Annotated in this window: 16 protein-coding genes; 6 read left to right on the top strand and 10 right to left on the bottom strand. The window is 68.6% G+C overall.

Translation table 11 applies throughout. The features are described 5' to 3' along the window. The first annotated feature begins 25 nt into the window (after nt 1-25). A complete protein-coding gene (locus VNE62_02715; GenBank protein HVE91200.1) occupies nt 26-241 on the top strand; it encodes a dodecin family protein in 216 nt (71 codons plus the stop codon). Further along, entirely contained in the window at nt 238-1,251 is a 1,014-nt protein-coding gene (locus VNE62_02710) for an MBL fold metallo-hydrolase (protein HVE91199.1), read from the top strand. The genes VNE62_02715 and VNE62_02710 overlap by 4 nt, the downstream gene beginning before the upstream one ends. Here the strand turns inward: VNE62_02710 and VNE62_02705 are convergent. Further along, nucleotides 1,188-1,826, bottom strand: coding sequence for an O-methyltransferase (locus VNE62_02705; protein ID HVE91198.1), 639 nt, complete (start codon nt 1,824-1,826; stop codon nt 1,188-1,190). The genes VNE62_02710 and VNE62_02705 overlap by 64 nt on opposite strands. A gap of 68 nt (nt 1,827-1,894) precedes the next feature. On the opposite strand from VNE62_02705, the gene VNE62_02700 reads away from it, so the two are divergent. Continuing rightward, nucleotides 1,895-2,056 carry a hypothetical protein gene (locus VNE62_02700; protein ID HVE91197.1) on the top strand — a complete coding sequence of 54 codons (162 nt, stop codon included), beginning with the start codon at nt 1,895-1,897 and terminating at the stop codon, nt 2,054-2,056. Here the strand turns inward: VNE62_02700 and VNE62_02695 are convergent. Continuing rightward, nucleotides 2,053-3,204 (bottom strand): acyl-CoA dehydrogenase family protein, encoded by a 1,152-nt coding sequence (locus tag VNE62_02695; GenBank protein HVE91196.1) that lies wholly within the window; start codon nt 3,202-3,204, stop codon nt 2,053-2,055. The two genes, VNE62_02700 and VNE62_02695, sit on opposite strands and share 4 nt — an antisense overlap. A gap of 77 nt (nt 3,205-3,281) precedes the next feature. On the opposite strand from VNE62_02695, the gene VNE62_02690 reads away from it, so the two are divergent. Both VNE62_02690 and VNE62_02685 read left to right on the top strand, forming a co-directional pair. Then, nucleotides 3,282-4,220, top strand: coding sequence for an ArsA-related P-loop ATPase (locus tag VNE62_02690; protein ID HVE91195.1), 939 nt, complete (start codon nt 3,282-3,284; stop codon nt 4,218-4,220). Then, nucleotides 4,217-5,362: an ArsA-related P-loop ATPase gene (locus tag VNE62_02685; GenBank protein ID HVE91194.1), complete on the top strand. Its 1,146-nt coding sequence runs from the start codon at nt 4,217-4,219 to the stop codon at nt 5,360-5,362. The genes VNE62_02690 and VNE62_02685 overlap by 4 nt, the downstream gene beginning before the upstream one ends. A 25-nt stretch (nt 5,363-5,387) precedes the next feature. Here VNE62_02685 and VNE62_02680 read toward each other — a convergent pair whose 3' ends face one another. From VNE62_02680 to VNE62_02650, 7 genes are all read right to left on the bottom strand, one after another. Then, a complete protein-coding gene (locus VNE62_02680) occupies nt 5,388-5,804 on the bottom strand; it encodes a peroxiredoxin-like family protein (protein ID HVE91193.1) in 417 nt (138 codons plus the stop codon). Then, on the bottom strand, nt 5,805-5,930 hold the full coding sequence (locus VNE62_02675; GenBank protein ID HVE91192.1) for a hypothetical protein: 126 nt from the start codon (nt 5,928-5,930) through the stop codon (nt 5,805-5,807). 52 nt (nt 5,931-5,982) lie between these two features. Continuing rightward, complete coding sequence (locus tag VNE62_02670; protein HVE91191.1) at nt 5,983-6,954, bottom strand: hypothetical protein; 972 nt, start codon at nt 6,952-6,954, stop codon at nt 5,983-5,985. Then, entirely contained in the window at nt 6,951-8,768 is a 1,818-nt protein-coding gene (locus VNE62_02665; GenBank protein HVE91190.1) for an ATP-binding cassette domain-containing protein, read from the bottom strand. Before VNE62_02665 ends, VNE62_02670 begins: the two co-directional genes overlap by 4 nt. After that, on the bottom strand, nt 8,666-10,981 hold the full coding sequence (locus VNE62_02660) for an ABC transporter permease (protein ID HVE91189.1): 2,316 nt from the start codon (nt 10,979-10,981) through the stop codon (nt 8,666-8,668). The genes VNE62_02665 and VNE62_02660 overlap by 103 nt, the downstream gene beginning before the upstream one ends. Beyond that, complete coding sequence (locus VNE62_02655) at nt 10,978-12,735, bottom strand: hypothetical protein (GenBank protein HVE91188.1); 1,758 nt, start codon at nt 12,733-12,735, stop codon at nt 10,978-10,980. The genes VNE62_02660 and VNE62_02655 overlap by 4 nt, the downstream gene beginning before the upstream one ends. A 104-nt stretch (nt 12,736-12,839) precedes the next feature. Continuing rightward, nucleotides 12,840-14,753, bottom strand: a complete 1,914-nt coding sequence (locus VNE62_02650) for an MFS transporter (protein ID HVE91187.1) — start codon at nt 14,751-14,753, stop codon at nt 12,840-12,842. Nucleotides 14,754-14,812: 59 nt separating this feature from the next. Here VNE62_02650 and VNE62_02645 point away from each other — a divergent pair, with 59 nt between their 5' ends. Beyond that, complete coding sequence (locus VNE62_02645; GenBank protein ID HVE91186.1) at nt 14,813-15,253, top strand: NUDIX domain-containing protein; 441 nt, start codon at nt 14,813-14,815, stop codon at nt 15,251-15,253. Between the two features lie 7 nt (nt 15,254-15,260). Here the strand turns inward: VNE62_02645 and VNE62_02640 are convergent. Next, a partial coding sequence (locus tag VNE62_02640; protein ID HVE91185.1) for a VWA domain-containing protein occupies nt 15,261-16,034 on the bottom strand: 774 nt, incomplete at its 5' end.

Genomic DNA, 16,034 nt, shown 5'->3' with positions numbered 1-16,034 from the left:
CCAACACGACGGGAGGACCAATGCCATGACCGTGACCAAGACGATCGACCTGTCCGGGACGTCCACCGAGTCGCTGGAGGCCGCGATCCAGGAGGCAGTGTCCAGGGCCTCGCTGACGCTGGCGGACGTCCAGGAGTTTGAGGTCACGCGAATCACCGGCAGCGTGTCCGACGGCGCCGTCGGCGAGTACCGCGTGTGGCTGAAGGTGACCTTCGTGGTCAAGGAGATGCTGCACGAATGATCTCCGAGCGCCCCTTCGTCGCCGAGCCTTACCCCGGGATTTTCCGCATCACGATGCCGATCCCGTTCCCCGGGCTGGATCACGTCCACGTCTACGCCGGCGAGGGCGAGTCCGGGGGCCTGGTGGTCATCGACACAAGCCTCGGATGGGACGACTCCCTGGCCCGTCTGGAGGAGGGGCTTGCGACGATGGGGCGCAGGACCGCCGACATCGAACGCGTAGTGCTGACCCACGCGCACCCGGACCACGTCGGCCTGGCGAGGGTGCTTCAGGAGGCTTCCGGCGCCCCAGTGGCGTGCCACCCCATCGCGCGGACCGGCTTTGAGGGCATGCAGACCCCGGACCGGTGGCAGGAAATCACGGACCACTACTCCGAGCACGGGCGGGACCCGGAGGACACGCGACGCCACTTCATGCACCTGCCTCTGCCCGACGTGTTCGAGGACCTGGAGGCCGGAGCCGTCCTGCGCTTCGCCGGCGGCGACTGGGACGTGTCGTGGACGCCGGGCCACGAGCACGGCCACATCGCGTTCCACAGGCGATCCGACGGGCTGCTGATGAGCGGGGACACGCTGCTGCCGTCTATCACGCCGCACGTCGGGTACCTCATCGACCCCCCCGATCCCCTGGGCATGTTCATGCGGTCACTGGACGACCTGGCGGCTCTGCAGCCGTCGATCGTGCTGCCCGGGCACGGACGGGTCTTCACCAACGGCGCGGAGCGGGCCCGGGCGACCAGGTCCCACCACGAGCAACGCCTGCGCAGGATCATCGAGGTCCTTGCGCGCCTCGGCCCCCTCTCGGCGATGGACGTGTCCCGGCAGCTTTTCGGTCGCCACCTGAAGTTCTTCCAGGGACGCCTGGCCCTGGCGGAGACGCTGGCTCATCTGGAGCACCTGCGCCTGGGGGGCCAACTGAGCCGGGAGAAGCTCGACGGAGTCTGGCGCTACGAAGCCACGCGCAGCGCGACCATCAGTCCGTCACGCGTGGGAACCACGGTCGACAGGTAGCGGGGATCGCCGGCCACCAGTTCGTTGTGGCTCTGGATGCCTGCGGTCGAGTCGTCCGGATCGTCGTCGAGCACCCGGCCGGACCAAAGCACGTTGTCGCAGATCCACATTCCGCCGACACGGATCCTGTCGCGAGCGGCGCGCCAGCAGTCGGGGTAGCCGGCCTTGTCCACGTCGCAGTAGACGATGTCGAAGTCGCCTTCCGCCTGTCCGAAATGGGTGAGGGCGTCGCCGACGTGGTAGCTGATTCGGTCCCAGACCCCGGCGCGGGTGAGGTAGCCGCGAGCCAGGCTCTCGTTGTCCGGGTCGCCGTCGGTCAGGTGGATCTCCCCGCCCGGTCCGGTCGCCCGGGCGAACCAGTAGGCGGAGTAGCCGAACCCCGACCCCATCTCGAACACACGCCGGGCGCCGATCGACCTCGCCAGCACCTCGATGGTCAGCCCGCAGAGCCTGCCGACGATCGGGAACCCGTTGACCGAGGCGTGCGTCTCCATCTCCAGAAGGACGGGTTCGTCGTGGCGCGAGGCCAGCGACCTCATGTACTGCTCGATGTTCTCCGGGACGATGGACGGCATCGAGCGACAGGTTATCGCGTCGCCGCCCGCGGCTATGGTCGTGGGGTCCGCTACAGCGGGAGGCGAGCGTGCAGGACGTGGTGACGGCGCTGGAGTCGGCGCTGGAGGAGATCAGGCAGGCGTTGGAGTCACTGCCGGAGGACCTGTCTGATCAGGCGCGCCGCGTGGCCGCGGAGACCGAGGCGCTGCTCGAGCGGCTGCGGGCCAAACAGGAGCCGCCGCCGCCCTAGCGCGGTTTAAGTCCCAGCTGCCTGGCCAGGATCAGGTGCTGGACGTCGGTGGTCCCTTCCACGATCACGTACATGCGCGAGTCGCGCATGATCCGCTCGATCGGGAACTCCCCTGCGATGTAGGCGTAGCCGCCGAACGTGCGCATCGACTCGCTTGCGACCCGCACAGCCGTCTCGGAGGCGATGAGCTTCGCGATCGACACCTCGCGCGGGGTCTCGCGCCCTTCGTCCCACAGCGAGGCTGCCCAGTAGGTCGTGACGCGGGCCGACTCGACCTCCGCGGCCATCTGCGCGATCCGGAACGACACGGCTTGGAAGTCGCCGATCGGGTGTCCGAATGCTTCGCGCTGCTTCGCATACTCAACCGAAGCCTCCAGCGCGGCCTGTGCCGTGCCGAGCGACCCGCCGGCGACGATCAACCGCCCGCCGTTGAGCGTTCGTGCAGCGCGTTTGAAGCCGCCCGTCGGCTCCCCGATGAGCGCGTCGTCCGGAACCTGCACCGAGTCGACGACGATCTCACCCAGCTCGCTGGAGCGGTGGCCGAGCGTCTTGAGGGGACGGACTGCGTCTTCCGGGAGCCGGTCGCGATCCACGATGAAGTTGGCGATACCCGAGTAGCCGAGACTGCGGTCGGTGTAGGCGGTGAACACGAAGAAGTCGGCAGAGGGGGCGCAGGTGATGAACATCTTGCGGCCATTGAGGACCCAGCCCCCGTTGCGCCTCTCGGCCGTCGAGGCGATGCCCTGGACGTCGGAACCGGCGCCGGGCTCGGTCAGGGCGAAAGCCCCGATCCACTCCCCCGAGGTCACCTTCGGGATGTAGGTCTTCGCCTGCTCCGGCGTGCCGAACTCGAAGATCGGGTATGACCCGATGTTGCCTGAGACCGACAGCGCCGATGCGATCCCTGCGTTGACGCGGCTGCACTCCTCGCGCCACAGCACCTCTGCGCTGATCCCGGCGTCCGAGCCGCCGAGGTCCGACGGGTAGCGCATCCCGATAAACCCGGCGCGTCCGGCCTTTGCGAAAAGGTGGCGCGGCATCGTCTCCGTGCGCTCGGCCTCCTCGGCGACGCTGGCCACCTCGCGCTCCGCGAACGAGCGCGCCGACTCGCGCAGCTGCTGCAGTTCTGGGCTCAGGGAGAACGACATCGCGGGCTTTCGGACGGGGGCGCGGACGTCCCGATGATACGAAAAGACCGCCGCGGCGCTGCGGGTAGGCTGGCTGCATGCCCGTTCTGGACGACCTGCTGTCGCGCCGTGTGCTGTTCGTCACCGGGAAGGGCGGAACCGGCAAGTCATCGGTGGCGGCCGCGCTGGCTGTGTCCGCCAACTCCACGGGCCGGCGGGTCCTGCTCGTGGACGTTGACGCCAAGAGCGACGCAGCCCGGTTTTTGGACGACGAGCCTTCGGTCTACCGCGCCAAGCAGGCCCTGCCCGGACTGTGGCACCTGGCCATGAACCCCCAGCTGGCGCTCGACGAGTACCTCCGGCTGAGCCTGAAGCTGCCCCGGATGTACCGTCTCGGCCCCCTGCACAAGGTCTTCGACTTCATCGCCACGGCCGCCCCCGGTGCGAGGGAGGTGCTGATCACCGGCAAGATCGGCTTTGAGGAGCGGGCCGTCGAGGACGGCCGGCCCCGGTGGGACCTGATCGTCGTGGACGCCGCCGCTTCCGGACAGGTCCTGTCCCACCTGAGGGGACCCCGGACCCTCCAGGAGCTCGTGGGGGCCGGGATCATCCGCAACCAGACGGACTGGGTGCGCGAGCTCATCGAGGACCCCATCCGCACGGGGATGGTGGTGGTCGCGCTGGCCGAGGAGATGCCGGTCGCGGAGACAAGGGAGCTCGTGGAAGAGGCGCCGAGGCAGGTCGCGACCCCCGTGCTCGCTGTGGTCGCCAACCGGGTCGTGCCGCCCCCCTCTCACCCGGCCGCCCTCGCGGCGCTGCGGGCATCCGCCCCGGCCGTGGAGCGCGCCGGCGGCGGGACCCTGGACGCGGCCCTCGACGCGGCCGCTCTGTACGAGTCGCTGTCCGAAAGCCAGCAGCCACACCTGTCCGCGCTGCGCGCTCTCGGCCTCCCGGTGATCGAGGTCCCGCTTCTGCCGGTGGCGCGGCACACGATCTCCACAACCAGGCTCGTGGCCGGTGCCCTGGAGGCCGCGTGACCGCGACTCTCGAGCAGGCGGTGTCGAAGCTGGACGTGCTCGTGGTCTGCGGCGCCGGCGGCGTCGGCAAGACGACGGTGTCCGCCGCGCTGGCCATGGCGGCAGCCGCGGACCGGCGAGCGATCGTGGTCACGATCGACCCGGCGAAGCGGCTCGCCTCGGCGATGGGACTGGGCGGCGGACTCGCCCACGCCGAAACCGAGGTCCGCCTGCCGGACGGCAGCACGATGCATGCCGCGATGCTGGACATGAAGACGGCCTGGGACGAACTGGTCGACCGCTACGCTCCCTCGTCGGCGGTGGCCGCGCACCTGAAGGCCAACCCGCTTTACCGGGGGCTGTCCGAGCACTTCGTCGGGTCCCAGGGCTACATGGCGATGGACCGCCTGGCGGCGCTGCACGACCGGGGCGACTTCGACCTCATCGTGATCGACACGCCTCCAACGCGAAGTGCCCTTGACTTCCTCGATGCCCCGAAGCGGGTGACCGACTTCGTCGGCGGAAGCCTGTTGAAGTGGCTGGCGAAGCCGTACACGGCGGCCGGACGTTTCGGCGCCCGCGCCTTCAACCTCACGGCGTCGCCGTTCCTCAAGATGGCGGATCGGCTTCTCGGCTCCCAGCTGCTCGAGGACCTGTCGGCGTTCGTGATGGACTTCCAGTCGCTGTACGAAGGCTTCAAGCAGCGCGCCGAGACGGTGCTCGAGCTGATGCGGGCGCCGGGTACCGGGTTCGTCGTCGTGACGACCCTCGAGGGGGCGGCGCTCGGGGAGGCGGGCTTCTTCGTGGACCGCCTCGTGGACGAGCGCCTGCACCTGGCGGGAGTGGTGGCCAACCGCGTGATCCCGTCGCGTTTCCTTGAACCGGATGTGGAAGCGGCGCTGCAGACGGCTGGATCCGCCGACCCCGGAGCCGTCGCCGGCGCAGCGGGGGTCTCCATACCGGAGGCCACGGGTGCGCTGGCCGAAGCGGCCGCCGCGCTGGAGACGCTGTCGTCACTCGCGCGCACCCAGGCCCAAAGGCTGGAGCAGCTGGTCCGCCGGGCCGGCACCCCCGCCGTGTCTGTGCCCCTTCGGACGGCCGACGTCCACGACCTTCAGTCGCTTTCGGAGGTCGCCGCCCTGCTCGTCCCGCCGGGAGCCTAGCCGGACGCCGCCGCGCAGCTCTGCGTCACGACGCGCCGAGGGCGCCGAGGATGTTGCGGATCGGGGCGTTGTCAGCTGCGTCGGAGTTGTAGTGGGCGAAGCGGATGCGTCCGCCCGGCGAGACAACGAAGGTTCCAGGCATCTGACGTATGTCCTGGCCGGCGTGGGGCAGGCCCGTGGTCATGCCCTTGGCGTAAAGCTTCACGCCCTTGATGACGGTGTTCGGGTTGAGCAGCTTCCGCGCCCCCCCTGAGGTGAGGGCAAAGGCGCGGTAGGCGGAACGGTCCGGGTCGGCCAGACACTCGAACGGCACTGCGCGTTCCTCGCAGAACTGCCGCACCGAGTCCGGCGACCCCATGAAGATCCCGTACACGCGGGCGCCGGCCTCGACGAACCTGGGATGTTCCTGACGCAACTGCGCCAGCTGGTCTTTGCAGTGGATTCAGCCGAAGTGGCGCAGGAAGTTCAGCACCACGGGCGTGTCGCGCCACAGGTCGGGCGTGCGCAGCAGACTGCCGTCGCCGGAGTACAGGGTCACGTCGGGGGCCAGGTCACCCGCGGTCAGCAAGTGCGTCCCCGTTCATCATGTGGGCCGCGCGGAATACTCATCCAGCAGGAGCCTACAGCCGCCTCGGCGGCGTCGCGCGCGGCCGGGCGAACCGTCCGATCCCCCCCGTTTCCACTGCGATGGTTTGCGCCGCCCCGCGCCCACCCGACAGCGACCCCAGCAGCCGGGGGGACCTGGGTGACTGCGAGGAGGCCCAGGCGAGGAATCCCGATCCGGCCAGAAGAATCGCGGCGGCCGCGGCGCGAGCGGTCCTGTCGTCGTTACCGGAGGTTCTGCGGACTGGAGGGATTCCCCCCGGCGGCGGGGCCGGCACAGGTCCGGCCGCCCGAGGCTGCTGGCCGGAGATGGGCTGGGGCACAGCCGGAAAGTCCGGAAGCGCAAAGGTGGCCCCCGTGAAGTCCGTAACGAAGGTGCCCGTTGTGCCCGTCTCCTCGATCACCGCCTGAGGCGGATCGGTCGGGGTCTCCGCAGAGCCTGCGGCCTGTATGTCCAGCGCGTCCGGGCCGGGCGCGGCGAAGGCCACTTGGAACGGCGTTTTCCCCAGTGGGATCAGCAGCAGGTTCCACAGCCCCGGAGCCGTCTGGAACTCGGCTCCCAACTCCCAGGACATTGCGGCCCCTCCCGCCAGCGGCCGGCCGAACGCGCTGGTGATGCCGCATTCGGGAAGGGGGCGGGAGCCCCACGCTCCCGGCGACGTCACCTGCCACTGGGAGGTCGTCGGACAGGCGAGGATTACGGCGTCGGTGGTCGAGAAGTGCGTCGCCGCCTTCAGCTCCAGAACCGCGAAATCGCCGTCCTCGGCGTCGAAACGCAGGCCCGCGACCGCCATCTGCTCGTCCGTGCCGTCGGCGGCCACGTACAGGCCGTCGGCGGGCACGGCCGGGGGCGCGGGGACGGGAACCGGTCCCTGCTGGACCTTCCACCACCATCCGTAGGCGTCGGGCTCGAGCGCGGTGGCGGGAGGCGCAGCCGACACGGCCGCAAGCCAGAGTGCCGCGCCGGCGAGCGCGATTCGTCGTCTCATCGCCCGGCGCCCCCGCGCTTCCGCGTGCTGCTTTTCCCCGACCTGTTGATCACGGACACGTCCCCGCCGAGGTACGACTCGACTACGCGCGGGTCGCTGGTCACCCGGTCCGGCGTGTCCCGAAGGACGACCGTCCCGAGCTCGAGCGCGATCATCTCGTGGGAGATGGACGTGATCAGCGGCATGTCGTGCTCGATGATCAGAAGCGAGCAGCCGGCCTCCTTCTGGATGCGCTGCAGCAGGGGGCCGAGTGCTTCGGTCTCCTTCTGCGCAATCCCGGACGACGGTTCGTCCAAGAGCAGCACCGCCGGGTCGTGCGCGATGGACATGGCCAGGTCCACGATCCGACGCGACCCCGTGGACAGCTCCGCCACGAACTTGTCCCGGAACGCCTGCAGGTTCATCAGCTCGATGAGGTCGTCCACCGTCCAGGCGACGTCGTCCTCGGACTCCTGCGCCGCCGGGAGGTCGAGCAGGCCGGACAGGTGGTCGCGCACCTCGATGTGTCGGTCCAGGCCCATCGCGATGTTCTCGGCTACCGTCATGGACGGGAAGATGCGCGCGTCCTGGAACGACCGGCCCATCCCCAGCGTCGCGCGCCTGTCCGGGCCGTGGTTGGTGATGTCGGTGCCCTTGAAGTAGATGCGGCCCTGGTCCTGCTGGAGGTGCCCGGAGATGAGGTCGAAGATCGTCGTCTTGCCGGCGCCGTTGGGACCGATCAGCCCGAGGATCTCGTTTTCGTGCAGGGCGATGTCCACGTCGTTGACCGCCGTGATGCCACCGAACCGCTTCGTCAGCCCCCGCACATCGAGCACCACCTCGCCGGACGCCCGGTCGATCGGAGCCGTTACCTCCGGATCAAGGATCGCCTTCGTCCCTTTCTTTCCGCGGGCGTCCACGGAACTTCCCGAAACGGACCCCGCCCCCTGCAGGAACACCGATCGCAGAATGTCGCCGCGCTCCAGCAGTTCCTCGGTGGCACCCGTGAAGCGCACCTCCCCCTTTTCCATGAAGTAGGCGCGCGAGGCGATCGTCAGAGCCACGTTGATCGACTGCTCCACGAGGATCACGGTGCATCCCTCGGCGTGGATGGCCCGCACCATGTTCAGCAGCAGCTCCACGATCGTCGGCGCCAGCCCGAGCGAGAGCTCATCGATGATGAGCAGCTTGGGCTTGGCCACAAAGGCCATCCCCAGGGCGAGCTGCTGCTGCTCGCCGCCGGACATGTTCCCCGCCATCTGGTCCCACCGCTCGCGGAGTCTCGGGAACCTGCCCAGGACCTCGTCCACCCGGCCCGAGACCTCCTTGGGGTCCTCGTTGGCGTACAGCCATGTCCCTGCCTTGAAGTGCTCCGCCACCGTCAGGGTCGGGAAGATCGCCTTTCCCCCGGGGACCTGCACGATCCCGGCCTTGGCCGCCTCCACGGGACCGACGTGGGTGATGTCTCGGCCTTCGAAAAGGATGCGCCCGCCGCACGGCTGCACCAAGCCCGAGATCGCCTTGAGCAGCGTCGACTTGCCTGCCCCGTTGGTCCCCAGCAGCGCGATGACCTCGCCGCGCTCGACCTCCATGTCAACCCCGAACAGGATCTGGACCTGCCCGTACGCGACCTCCACCCCTTTGCAGACCAGCAGCGGGGCGTCGGGCGAGGTGTCGACGACATCAGGCTGTGCGTCGTCGTTCGTCCTGCGCAGGATGGTCGGCCGCAGCTTCAGCGGACCCTCACGCGTCCGGACCCGCGCCCGGCCCTCGTTCTCTTGGCCTGGAGGTGCTCGTGTCCGGCTGCGGCGGTCACCGTCATCTCCTGCTCGCACACCGGACACACGATGGTCGGCTCCGAATGGACGTCGAACGCCTCGACCTCGCCCACGTGGGTGCCCGCTGCCGTGACGACCGACCTCTCGTGCTCGTCGGAGTCGGACCGTCGGTCGGCGAGCAGCGAGGGCACGATGATGTCGTGCTTCGTCGCCACGCGGCGCAGGAAGTTGTCCCGGATGCGGTACAGGCCCTCGGCCAGGCCGCCGGGAAGGAACATCAGCACCAGGAGCAGACCGGGGCCTGTGGCAAGAAGCGAGATGTTGGTGATGTAGTCCTCACCGAAGTACTCGATGCCGCCGATCACCACCGACGCGAACACCACGCCCGTAAGCGACGTCAGGCCCCCAATCGCGGAGATGAGGAACACGCGAAGGCTGTCGAGCATCCCGTAGCTGGACGCGTCCACCGCCGCCGACTGGTAGGCCTGCAGGACGCCGGCGATCGATGCGATCCCTCCGGCCACGGCGAAGGCCGCGAGCTTGGTCCTGGCTTCACTCACGCCGTAGCTTGTCGCGCCGCGCGTGTTGTCGCTGACCGCCACGACTGCGCGTCCAGCACGGTTACGGCGGTACGCCCGGGCGGCGAGCACGGTGAGACCGAGAAAGGTCAGGCACACGTAGTAGAAGGGCATCCCGACCCGCCCGAGGTCACTCGCCAGGCACACGCGCTCCCACAGGCACGGCGGATCGATGTTGCTTGCCCCCTTGGGCAGCAACGCGCGGCCGACCGGGTATGTCGGGTTGATGAGGAAGTACTGGACGGTGGCGGCGAACGCCAGAGTGGTGACCGCGAGGTACAGGCCCTTTATCCGCAAGGCCGGCAACCCGATCAGAATCGACGCCGCCACGCCGGCTCCGATACCCAGCACCATGGCCACGAAGAAGTCGCCGTTGTGGTTGGCCGCGAACCCTCCCGCTGCCATGGCCGCGACTCCGGCGATGCCTGCCTGCCCCAGGCTGATCTGCCCTCCCCACCCGGTCAGCACCACCAGTGACACGGCGAGGATGGCCGTGATGATGATGAGATTCGCGAAGCTGATCCGGCTGCGGCCGACCACCCACGGCAGGGCCAGGAAGAACGCAAGGACAAGCACGGCCATGACCGCTCGTCCCACCATCACCGGCCGCAGGCCTCGCAACTCGAGTGGAACAGGACGCAACTCCTGCGTCTGCTGCCAGCTGGATGTCCCCATGTCGTACGCGCGGGAGAAGTTGCGCCGCTGGAGGAACAGCGCCCCGAGGATGACCAGCAGCATGATCGCCGTCGCCAGCGAGTCCCGGCCCGTCCTCTGAAGCGTCGCCGATGCGACGACGCCCACTCCCATGCCCGACAGCAGGCAGACCGGAATGCTCTCCATACGCGCCACCACGGCGGCCGTGAGCGCGTAGACGAGAGCCTGGAGGCCGAGCGACCCGTCCGTCGGGACCCCGATCAGGACGACCCGCTGGAAGATCACGACCGCGGCAGTCCCTCCGGCGAGCATCCACGACACCATCTGCACACGGGACACGGGGATGCCCAGCAGCGAGGCGCGGTCGGCGTTCTCTGCCGACGCCCGCAAGGCGATGCCCATCCTGGTGAACTTCAAGAAGGCGGCGAGGCCGCCGACGACCACAGCCACAACGAACACGGAGAACAGATGGTCCCCGCTGAAGATCGCCGTGCCGATCTGGAACTGGAACCCGCGGAAGGGCGTGAAGATTCCCCCCGACCCCGTCTTCTGTCCCATCCAGAACGGGATCATCAGCGCGAAGTACGAGAAGAGCTGTGACATTCCTATTGTCGCGACCGTGAGGATCAGCCTCGGGGAGTGCCGGAACCTCCGGACGATCAGGAAGTCTGCCAGCGCGCCCGCAGCCACTCCCAGCACGATCGCGAGCGGGAAGACAACAGCCCAGGGCACACCACGGCTGGAGTTCAACAGCACCATCAGGACTGCCGGCACCGCACCCAGTGAGGCTGCCGCGAAGTTGATGATGCGGTTGGTCCGGTAGATGAGGACGATGCCGACCCCCATCAGCCCATAGAGCATCCCGATGGCGGCCCCGTTGAAGATCGTGCCTATCGGAGCGTCGAACACGACCCGTACCCCAAGGACGACGGCTCCGACGTATGCCGCCAGCTGCACCACCCGGCGGACGACAGGGTTCTCCAGGGGAGCGGCGAGCTTTGTCAGCGGGTCTGGGACCGAGACCCGGGGCAGGTTCATCTCGGTTTGGCTGGCAGCTCTATCTGACCCTTGGGGTACTCACCCAGGGAGAACCACCGGCCCCCGTTGAGGGTGATGTAGCGCCCCTTTTCGCCGTTGAAGGCCGAGGTCTTTTCGGTGCTCCAGTAGACCTCCCTGAGGTTGTCGACCCACGTGTAGTCGCCCGGCTTGAAGCTGCGCTGGCTCAGCTTGGGATCCTTCTTGCCGCCCGGGTCGATCACGCCCAGCCTGAACGCGCCCTGCTCGAGCGTCTCGGGAGTGAGATTGGGCCCGGCGAACTGGGCCATCGACGCGAGCATCATGAAGTACTGGAAGTCCACCTCCGCGCTGTCGTAGGGGGGACCGGTCGCGTCCGCCTTGTAGGCCTTGTACGCCCTGCCGGAGAAGCTGTCGGCCAAAGACCCCTGCTCGTCGGCCTGCGCCAGGCCGAACGCGTTCTCGAACTGCTCATCCTTGGCGGGTTCGTCGTTGGGGGCCGCGGAGCCGGCCGCCGGCGGCAGGAAGTGGTCGTAGGTCTGCGCGGACTGGTCTGCGTCCATGAACCCCGTCCCGACGATGATGTGCTCCGGCCACCACTGCTGCTGCTCGGCCTCGCTGTACAAAAAGATCGGCGCGACGAGCTCGCAGAAGCACAGGACGGTCGTTGCCTCGGGCGGGGTCTTCATCTTTTGGACCAGCTCGTCGCGTTGCTGCTCCACCGTCTGCAGGTTCTGTGCGTAGTAGTACTCCTTGCCCGGCGCGACGCTGGCGCCGCACCTGGACAGGTGACCCTTGAACTCCTTGATCATCTCGACGTTCTCCGGGTCGTCGGAGGTGATGACGCCCATCGTTCGGGGCTTTGCCCGCATGTCGTCCTGCTCGCCGGAGTAGCGCGCAATCCCGCCATGCATCCGGTTGCAGTACCACTCCGCCGCGTGCCTGGCGATCTGGGAACCGGACATCTGGATGTCCCAGTGGTAGGGACGGCGCTCCGTGCTGAACGAGTCCCTGAAGAACCAGCCGCCCATGTTCACGACCTTGAGGTCGCTCAGGTGGTCGTAGCTCTCGGAGGACACGGAAGTCCCCCAGACGACGGCGAAGGGTTGCTCCCTCTGGACCAGCCCCTCGAACTCCGCGCGCAGGCACTTGTTGTCCGGAGGGGCAGCCGAGCAGGCGCCGCCCACGGCTTTGATCTCGAGCTCGCGGCCGTAGAGCTCGAACTTCGAATTGATGAGTTTCTCGGAGGCGTCCGCCATCTCCTGCTGCTGGGGAACGGATGCGGCAAATCCCTGGGCGGTCAGAACTTCCTCGATCCCCGTACCGAAGTTGCCGTTGTAGATCAGGACCTTGATCTTCTTGTCGGTCACGCCCCGGTAGGTGCGCCCGGGGTTTTTGCCGACGAACTTCGGGACGCACTTGGGAGCGAAGGCGAATATTGCGGGGTCGAACTGCAGTCCCCCGACGCAGTGGCTGGTGTCCCCGGTCACGGGAATGCCGGCGGCGTTCAGCGCCTGCTTGGCCCCCGCGGGGCCCGCGGCCCCCCCGGAAGCCCCCGCGCCGCCGGCCGCCCCGCCGCCGGTGATGGGCTGCCCGGTGGCGGGGTCGATGGGCACTTCAGCTCCGACTTCTCCCACGCCGGCCGCGGCTCCCGGTCCGAAACCGCCCACGGGCGAAGTGCCGGGGGCCTTGGACGGCGCCAGCGCGATGATCAGAACCTGCACGGCCACGAGCGCGAACAGCGGTGCGTAGCGCATCGCCGGTGTACGCCGGTTCATCGAATCCCTCCCGTACGCCCCGCCGGAAACCCCGGCAAATGCTCCCGGGTGCAAGTATCACAAAGGTCTGCGTCCGCAGAGCCGGGACCGCCGCATTTCCCGTCCTATCCGGACCTTTCGGGCGTTTCCGCGGCCGCCAACGGCCCGCGTGGCGGAATGGCTTCCCCCGACGTCCGCGACAGCCTGCGTTGCAGGACCTCGAGCAGGGCCGTCAGCACGCATGCGGCGGCGACGGCGGCGACCCACTGCATCAGCGGGCTCTCGGCGGCCGAGGGGCCGCCCTGGGAGGGAACCCTGCCCGTGACAGGCCCCGGCGCCAGCGCGACCACGCGCCACTCCCCGGCCTGCGTCTTTCGAACCGCCAGCTCGCCCGTCAGCGGCTTTTCATCGTGACGGCCGACCCGGAACGGCACTGCGGAGCCGTCTTGCGCGTCCTCGGACGCCCCGACCTCGATGGACGAGAACACGCTGTCCTCCCCCGCCGGCGGACTTCCGAACCCGGCGATCCGCCGCGACCCGTACCGACGGACGTCCTCCTCGTCCCCCGAAGACACCGCCTGCAGGAAACGCTCGGCGGCGCCCTCGGGACGCCGGGTAATCCGACCCAGCTCGACTACCCCCAGCGCCGTCGCGGCCGTGACGAGCACTAGCACCGCCGCGGCCACGACCGGGCCCCTTCGGCGGACGCTCCATGCCGAAGCCGTGGAGTCCGACGTGATCTGCTCCAGCTCCAACGCCCGCGTCTCCGGCAGGTGCCGGTACAGCAGCCATGCACAGGGGATGAAAAGCAGCGCGAGAAAGCTGGTCGCGTCACCGACCGAACCGAGGACGCCGGTGTAGTGGTCGCCGAGCACTCCCACGAGAAGGGGGCCGAGGATGAACCCGGCGATCTCGAACACGTTGCGGGCCCATGCCGCCGACTGGTTGCGGATGTAGGTGGGGAACAACTCCGTGCTCATCGCGCCGAGCACTGGAGCCATCCCGAGGCCGAAGAACACCGCCACCACGAGAAGGACCCCGATCGCGATCGGGTCGCCGACCTGGAACAGCAGCACGGAGCTGACCACGGCCATGAGGCAAAAGCCGACTGCCGTGGGACGCCGTCCGACCCGGTCCATGAGATGGCCGCAGACGACGTACCCGGCGATTCCGCACGTGTACGCGATGATGAAGACGATCTGCAGGAACTGCGAATCGACCCCCTGCTCGCGCTCGGCGTAGTAGAAGAACCACGCGGTGGCGCCGAACAGCGGCAGGGACCGCAGCAGGTTCACCACCCCCACCAGCACCAGCTTCGCCCGGTACTCCCTGCGCCACGGCTCCCAGAAGCTCACCTGAGGGGGCCGCCGTCCCGTCCGGACCTCGGCCTGCAGCTCCTCGAACCGCCTCGTCTCCCGGACCTTGCGGCGCAGGACCGCCAGGAACAGCAGCGGTACCAGCCCGACCAGGTAAAGCGTTCGCCATCCGAGCGGCCCCTCGCCCACCCCGAGCAGGAGAAGCAACGCCACCGCCACCGCCCCGGCCGCGGCGCACATCAGAAGGCGGCCGAGGGCCCCCGCCCGGCGGTGTGCCGGGAACTCCTCGACGACCATCGTCACCGCCACCGCGTACTCGGCCCCCAAAAACACCCGCGACAGCGACTGGAACGCGGTGAAAGACCACAGGTCCCACGAAAAGGCGGTCAGCGCGGTCATCAGGGTGTATCCGGCCACCGACCACAGCAGCAGCTTGCGGCGGCCGACGCGGTCGCCGAGCCGGGTCAGGAAGAAGGCGAACCCGAGGCCGAGCTCGATCAGCGCGCGCGACACACCGAGCTGCGACTCCGTGACCGAAAACGTCTCCTGGATGTCCGACAGGATCAGCGCGAGGATCGACCCGTCGTAGCCCTCGAAGAAGGTCGCCGACACCAGCAGCAGGAGCATCCCGCGCAGGTAGCGGTCGTCACGCGGGCCGCCGGAGGATTCATCGCTCGCCTGGGCGTTGGCTGTGACCTGGTCTTCGCCCGTCGGCTCACGCATGCGCGCCCCGGCCCCCGAACTTCACCGGCGCATCCTACGACGCCGCCTATCGTTGCGGCATGCAACAGAGCCGCTCGGAAGAGCGACACATCCCGGCCGGCGGTCCGGTCGTGGGTGTGTCGGCTCTCATCTCGGCCCCGCGGGGGGTACTGCTCATCCGGCGCGGGCCGGGGGTCCTCCTCGCCGGACGGTGGACGCTACCCGGCGGCAAGGTCGATCCGGGAGAGCGGCTGCGGGCGGCCCTGCGTCGCGAGGTCGTGGAAGAGACGGGACTGCGCGTGAGCGTCGGCGATCTGGCCGGCTTCCACGAGCAGCTGCCCGGGAGCGGCATCGACGGCCATTACCTGATCCTGGTGTTCAGCGCGGAGGTGACCGGCGGCACGTTGTGCGCCGGAGACGACGCCGACGCAGCCGAGTGGGTGCAACCGGGCCTCATCAAGGCACGCAGGACGACACCCGGCCTCCTGAAGGTCCTGCGGGACGCCGGCGTGCCGGCGTGATGAAGCCTCAGGCGCCCCTGAGAAGCGACCGCTTCGACTCCAGAAAATCCAGCAGGACGTACTCGCCCAGGTGCTCCGGCGAGGTCAGGAATGCACGTCCCTTGTTGAGCGCCGTCATCTGCTGGACGAAGTCGAGAAGGTCCGGCGAGCGGTCGAGCATGAACGTGTTGATGACTATTCCCTCGCGGGTGCAGTTGACGACCTCCTTGAGCGTCTCGGAGATCGTCTTCGGCAAAGCCGGCCAGTGGAAGCGGGCGTCGCTTCCCTCCAGGTGGGCGGTCGGCTCGCCGTCGGTCACGCAGATGATCTGACGGCTGGCCTGGCGGTGCCTGGACAGCTGCCGGCGCGCCAGCAGCAGCGCGTGCTGCAAGTTGGTGCCGTAGACCTCCTCCCACCCGAGCCCGGGCAGCTCCTCCGGGTGCACCCGCCGCGCGTAGTCGGAGAACCCGACCACGTACAGCATGTCGGACGGAAACATGGTCGAGATCAGCGCGTGCAGCGCGAGCGCCACCTTCTTGGCCGCCACCCAGTTGCCGCGCATCGGCATGGAAAGCGACAGGTCGATCAAAAGCGCCGTCGCGGCCTGAACGCGGTGTTCGGTCCGCTCGACCTGAAAGTCCTCCGGACGGATGCGCACGGGCGTCCCAGCCCCCGAGCGGCGGACCGCCTCGAACACCGTCTGCTTGACCTCGATGTGAAACGGGTCGCCGAACTCGTACGGCTTGGTCTCCCCCGTGAGGTCGCCGCCGCGTCCGGACCGCGGGATCTGATGGTCACCGGC

It is taken from the genome of Actinomycetota bacterium (assembly GCA_035536535.1).
Classification (GTDB): Bacteria; Actinomycetota; JAICYB01; order JAICYB01; family JAICYB01; genus DATLNZ01.
Note: the sequence above shows the minus strand (reverse complement) of the source record. Positions and strands in the feature narration are given on the sequence as shown.

Coding starts and splice junctions, on each gene's coding strand:
- VNE62_02710 (HVE91199.1), top strand. CDS start 238: ATGATCTCCGAGCGCCCCTTCGTCGCCGAGCCTTACCCCGGGATTTTC.
- VNE62_02705 (HVE91198.1), bottom strand. CDS start 1,826: ATGCCGTCCATCGTCCCGGAGAACATCGAGCAGTACATGAGGTCGCTG.
- VNE62_02715 (HVE91200.1), top strand. CDS start 26: ATGACCGTGACCAAGACGATCGACCTGTCCGGGACGTCCACCGAGTCG.
- VNE62_02695 (HVE91196.1), bottom strand. CDS start 3,204: ATGTCGTTCTCCCTGAGCCCAGAACTGCAGCAGCTGCGCGAGTCGGCG.
- VNE62_02690 (HVE91195.1), top strand. CDS start 3,282: ATGCCCGTTCTGGACGACCTGCTGTCGCGCCGTGTGCTGTTCGTCACC.
- VNE62_02645 (HVE91186.1), top strand. CDS start 14,813: ATGCAACAGAGCCGCTCGGAAGAGCGACACATCCCGGCCGGCGGTCCG.
- VNE62_02670 (HVE91191.1), bottom strand. CDS start 6,954: ATGAGACGACGAATCGCGCTCGCCGGCGCGGCACTCTGGCTTGCGGCC.
- VNE62_02650 (HVE91187.1), bottom strand. CDS start 14,753: ATGCGTGAGCCGACGGGCGAAGACCAGGTCACAGCCAACGCCCAGGCG.
- VNE62_02660 (HVE91189.1), bottom strand. CDS start 10,981: ATGAACCTGCCCCGGGTCTCGGTCCCAGACCCGCTGACAAAGCTCGCC.
- VNE62_02655 (HVE91188.1), bottom strand. CDS start 12,735: ATGAACCGGCGTACACCGGCGATGCGCTACGCACCGCTGTTCGCGCTC.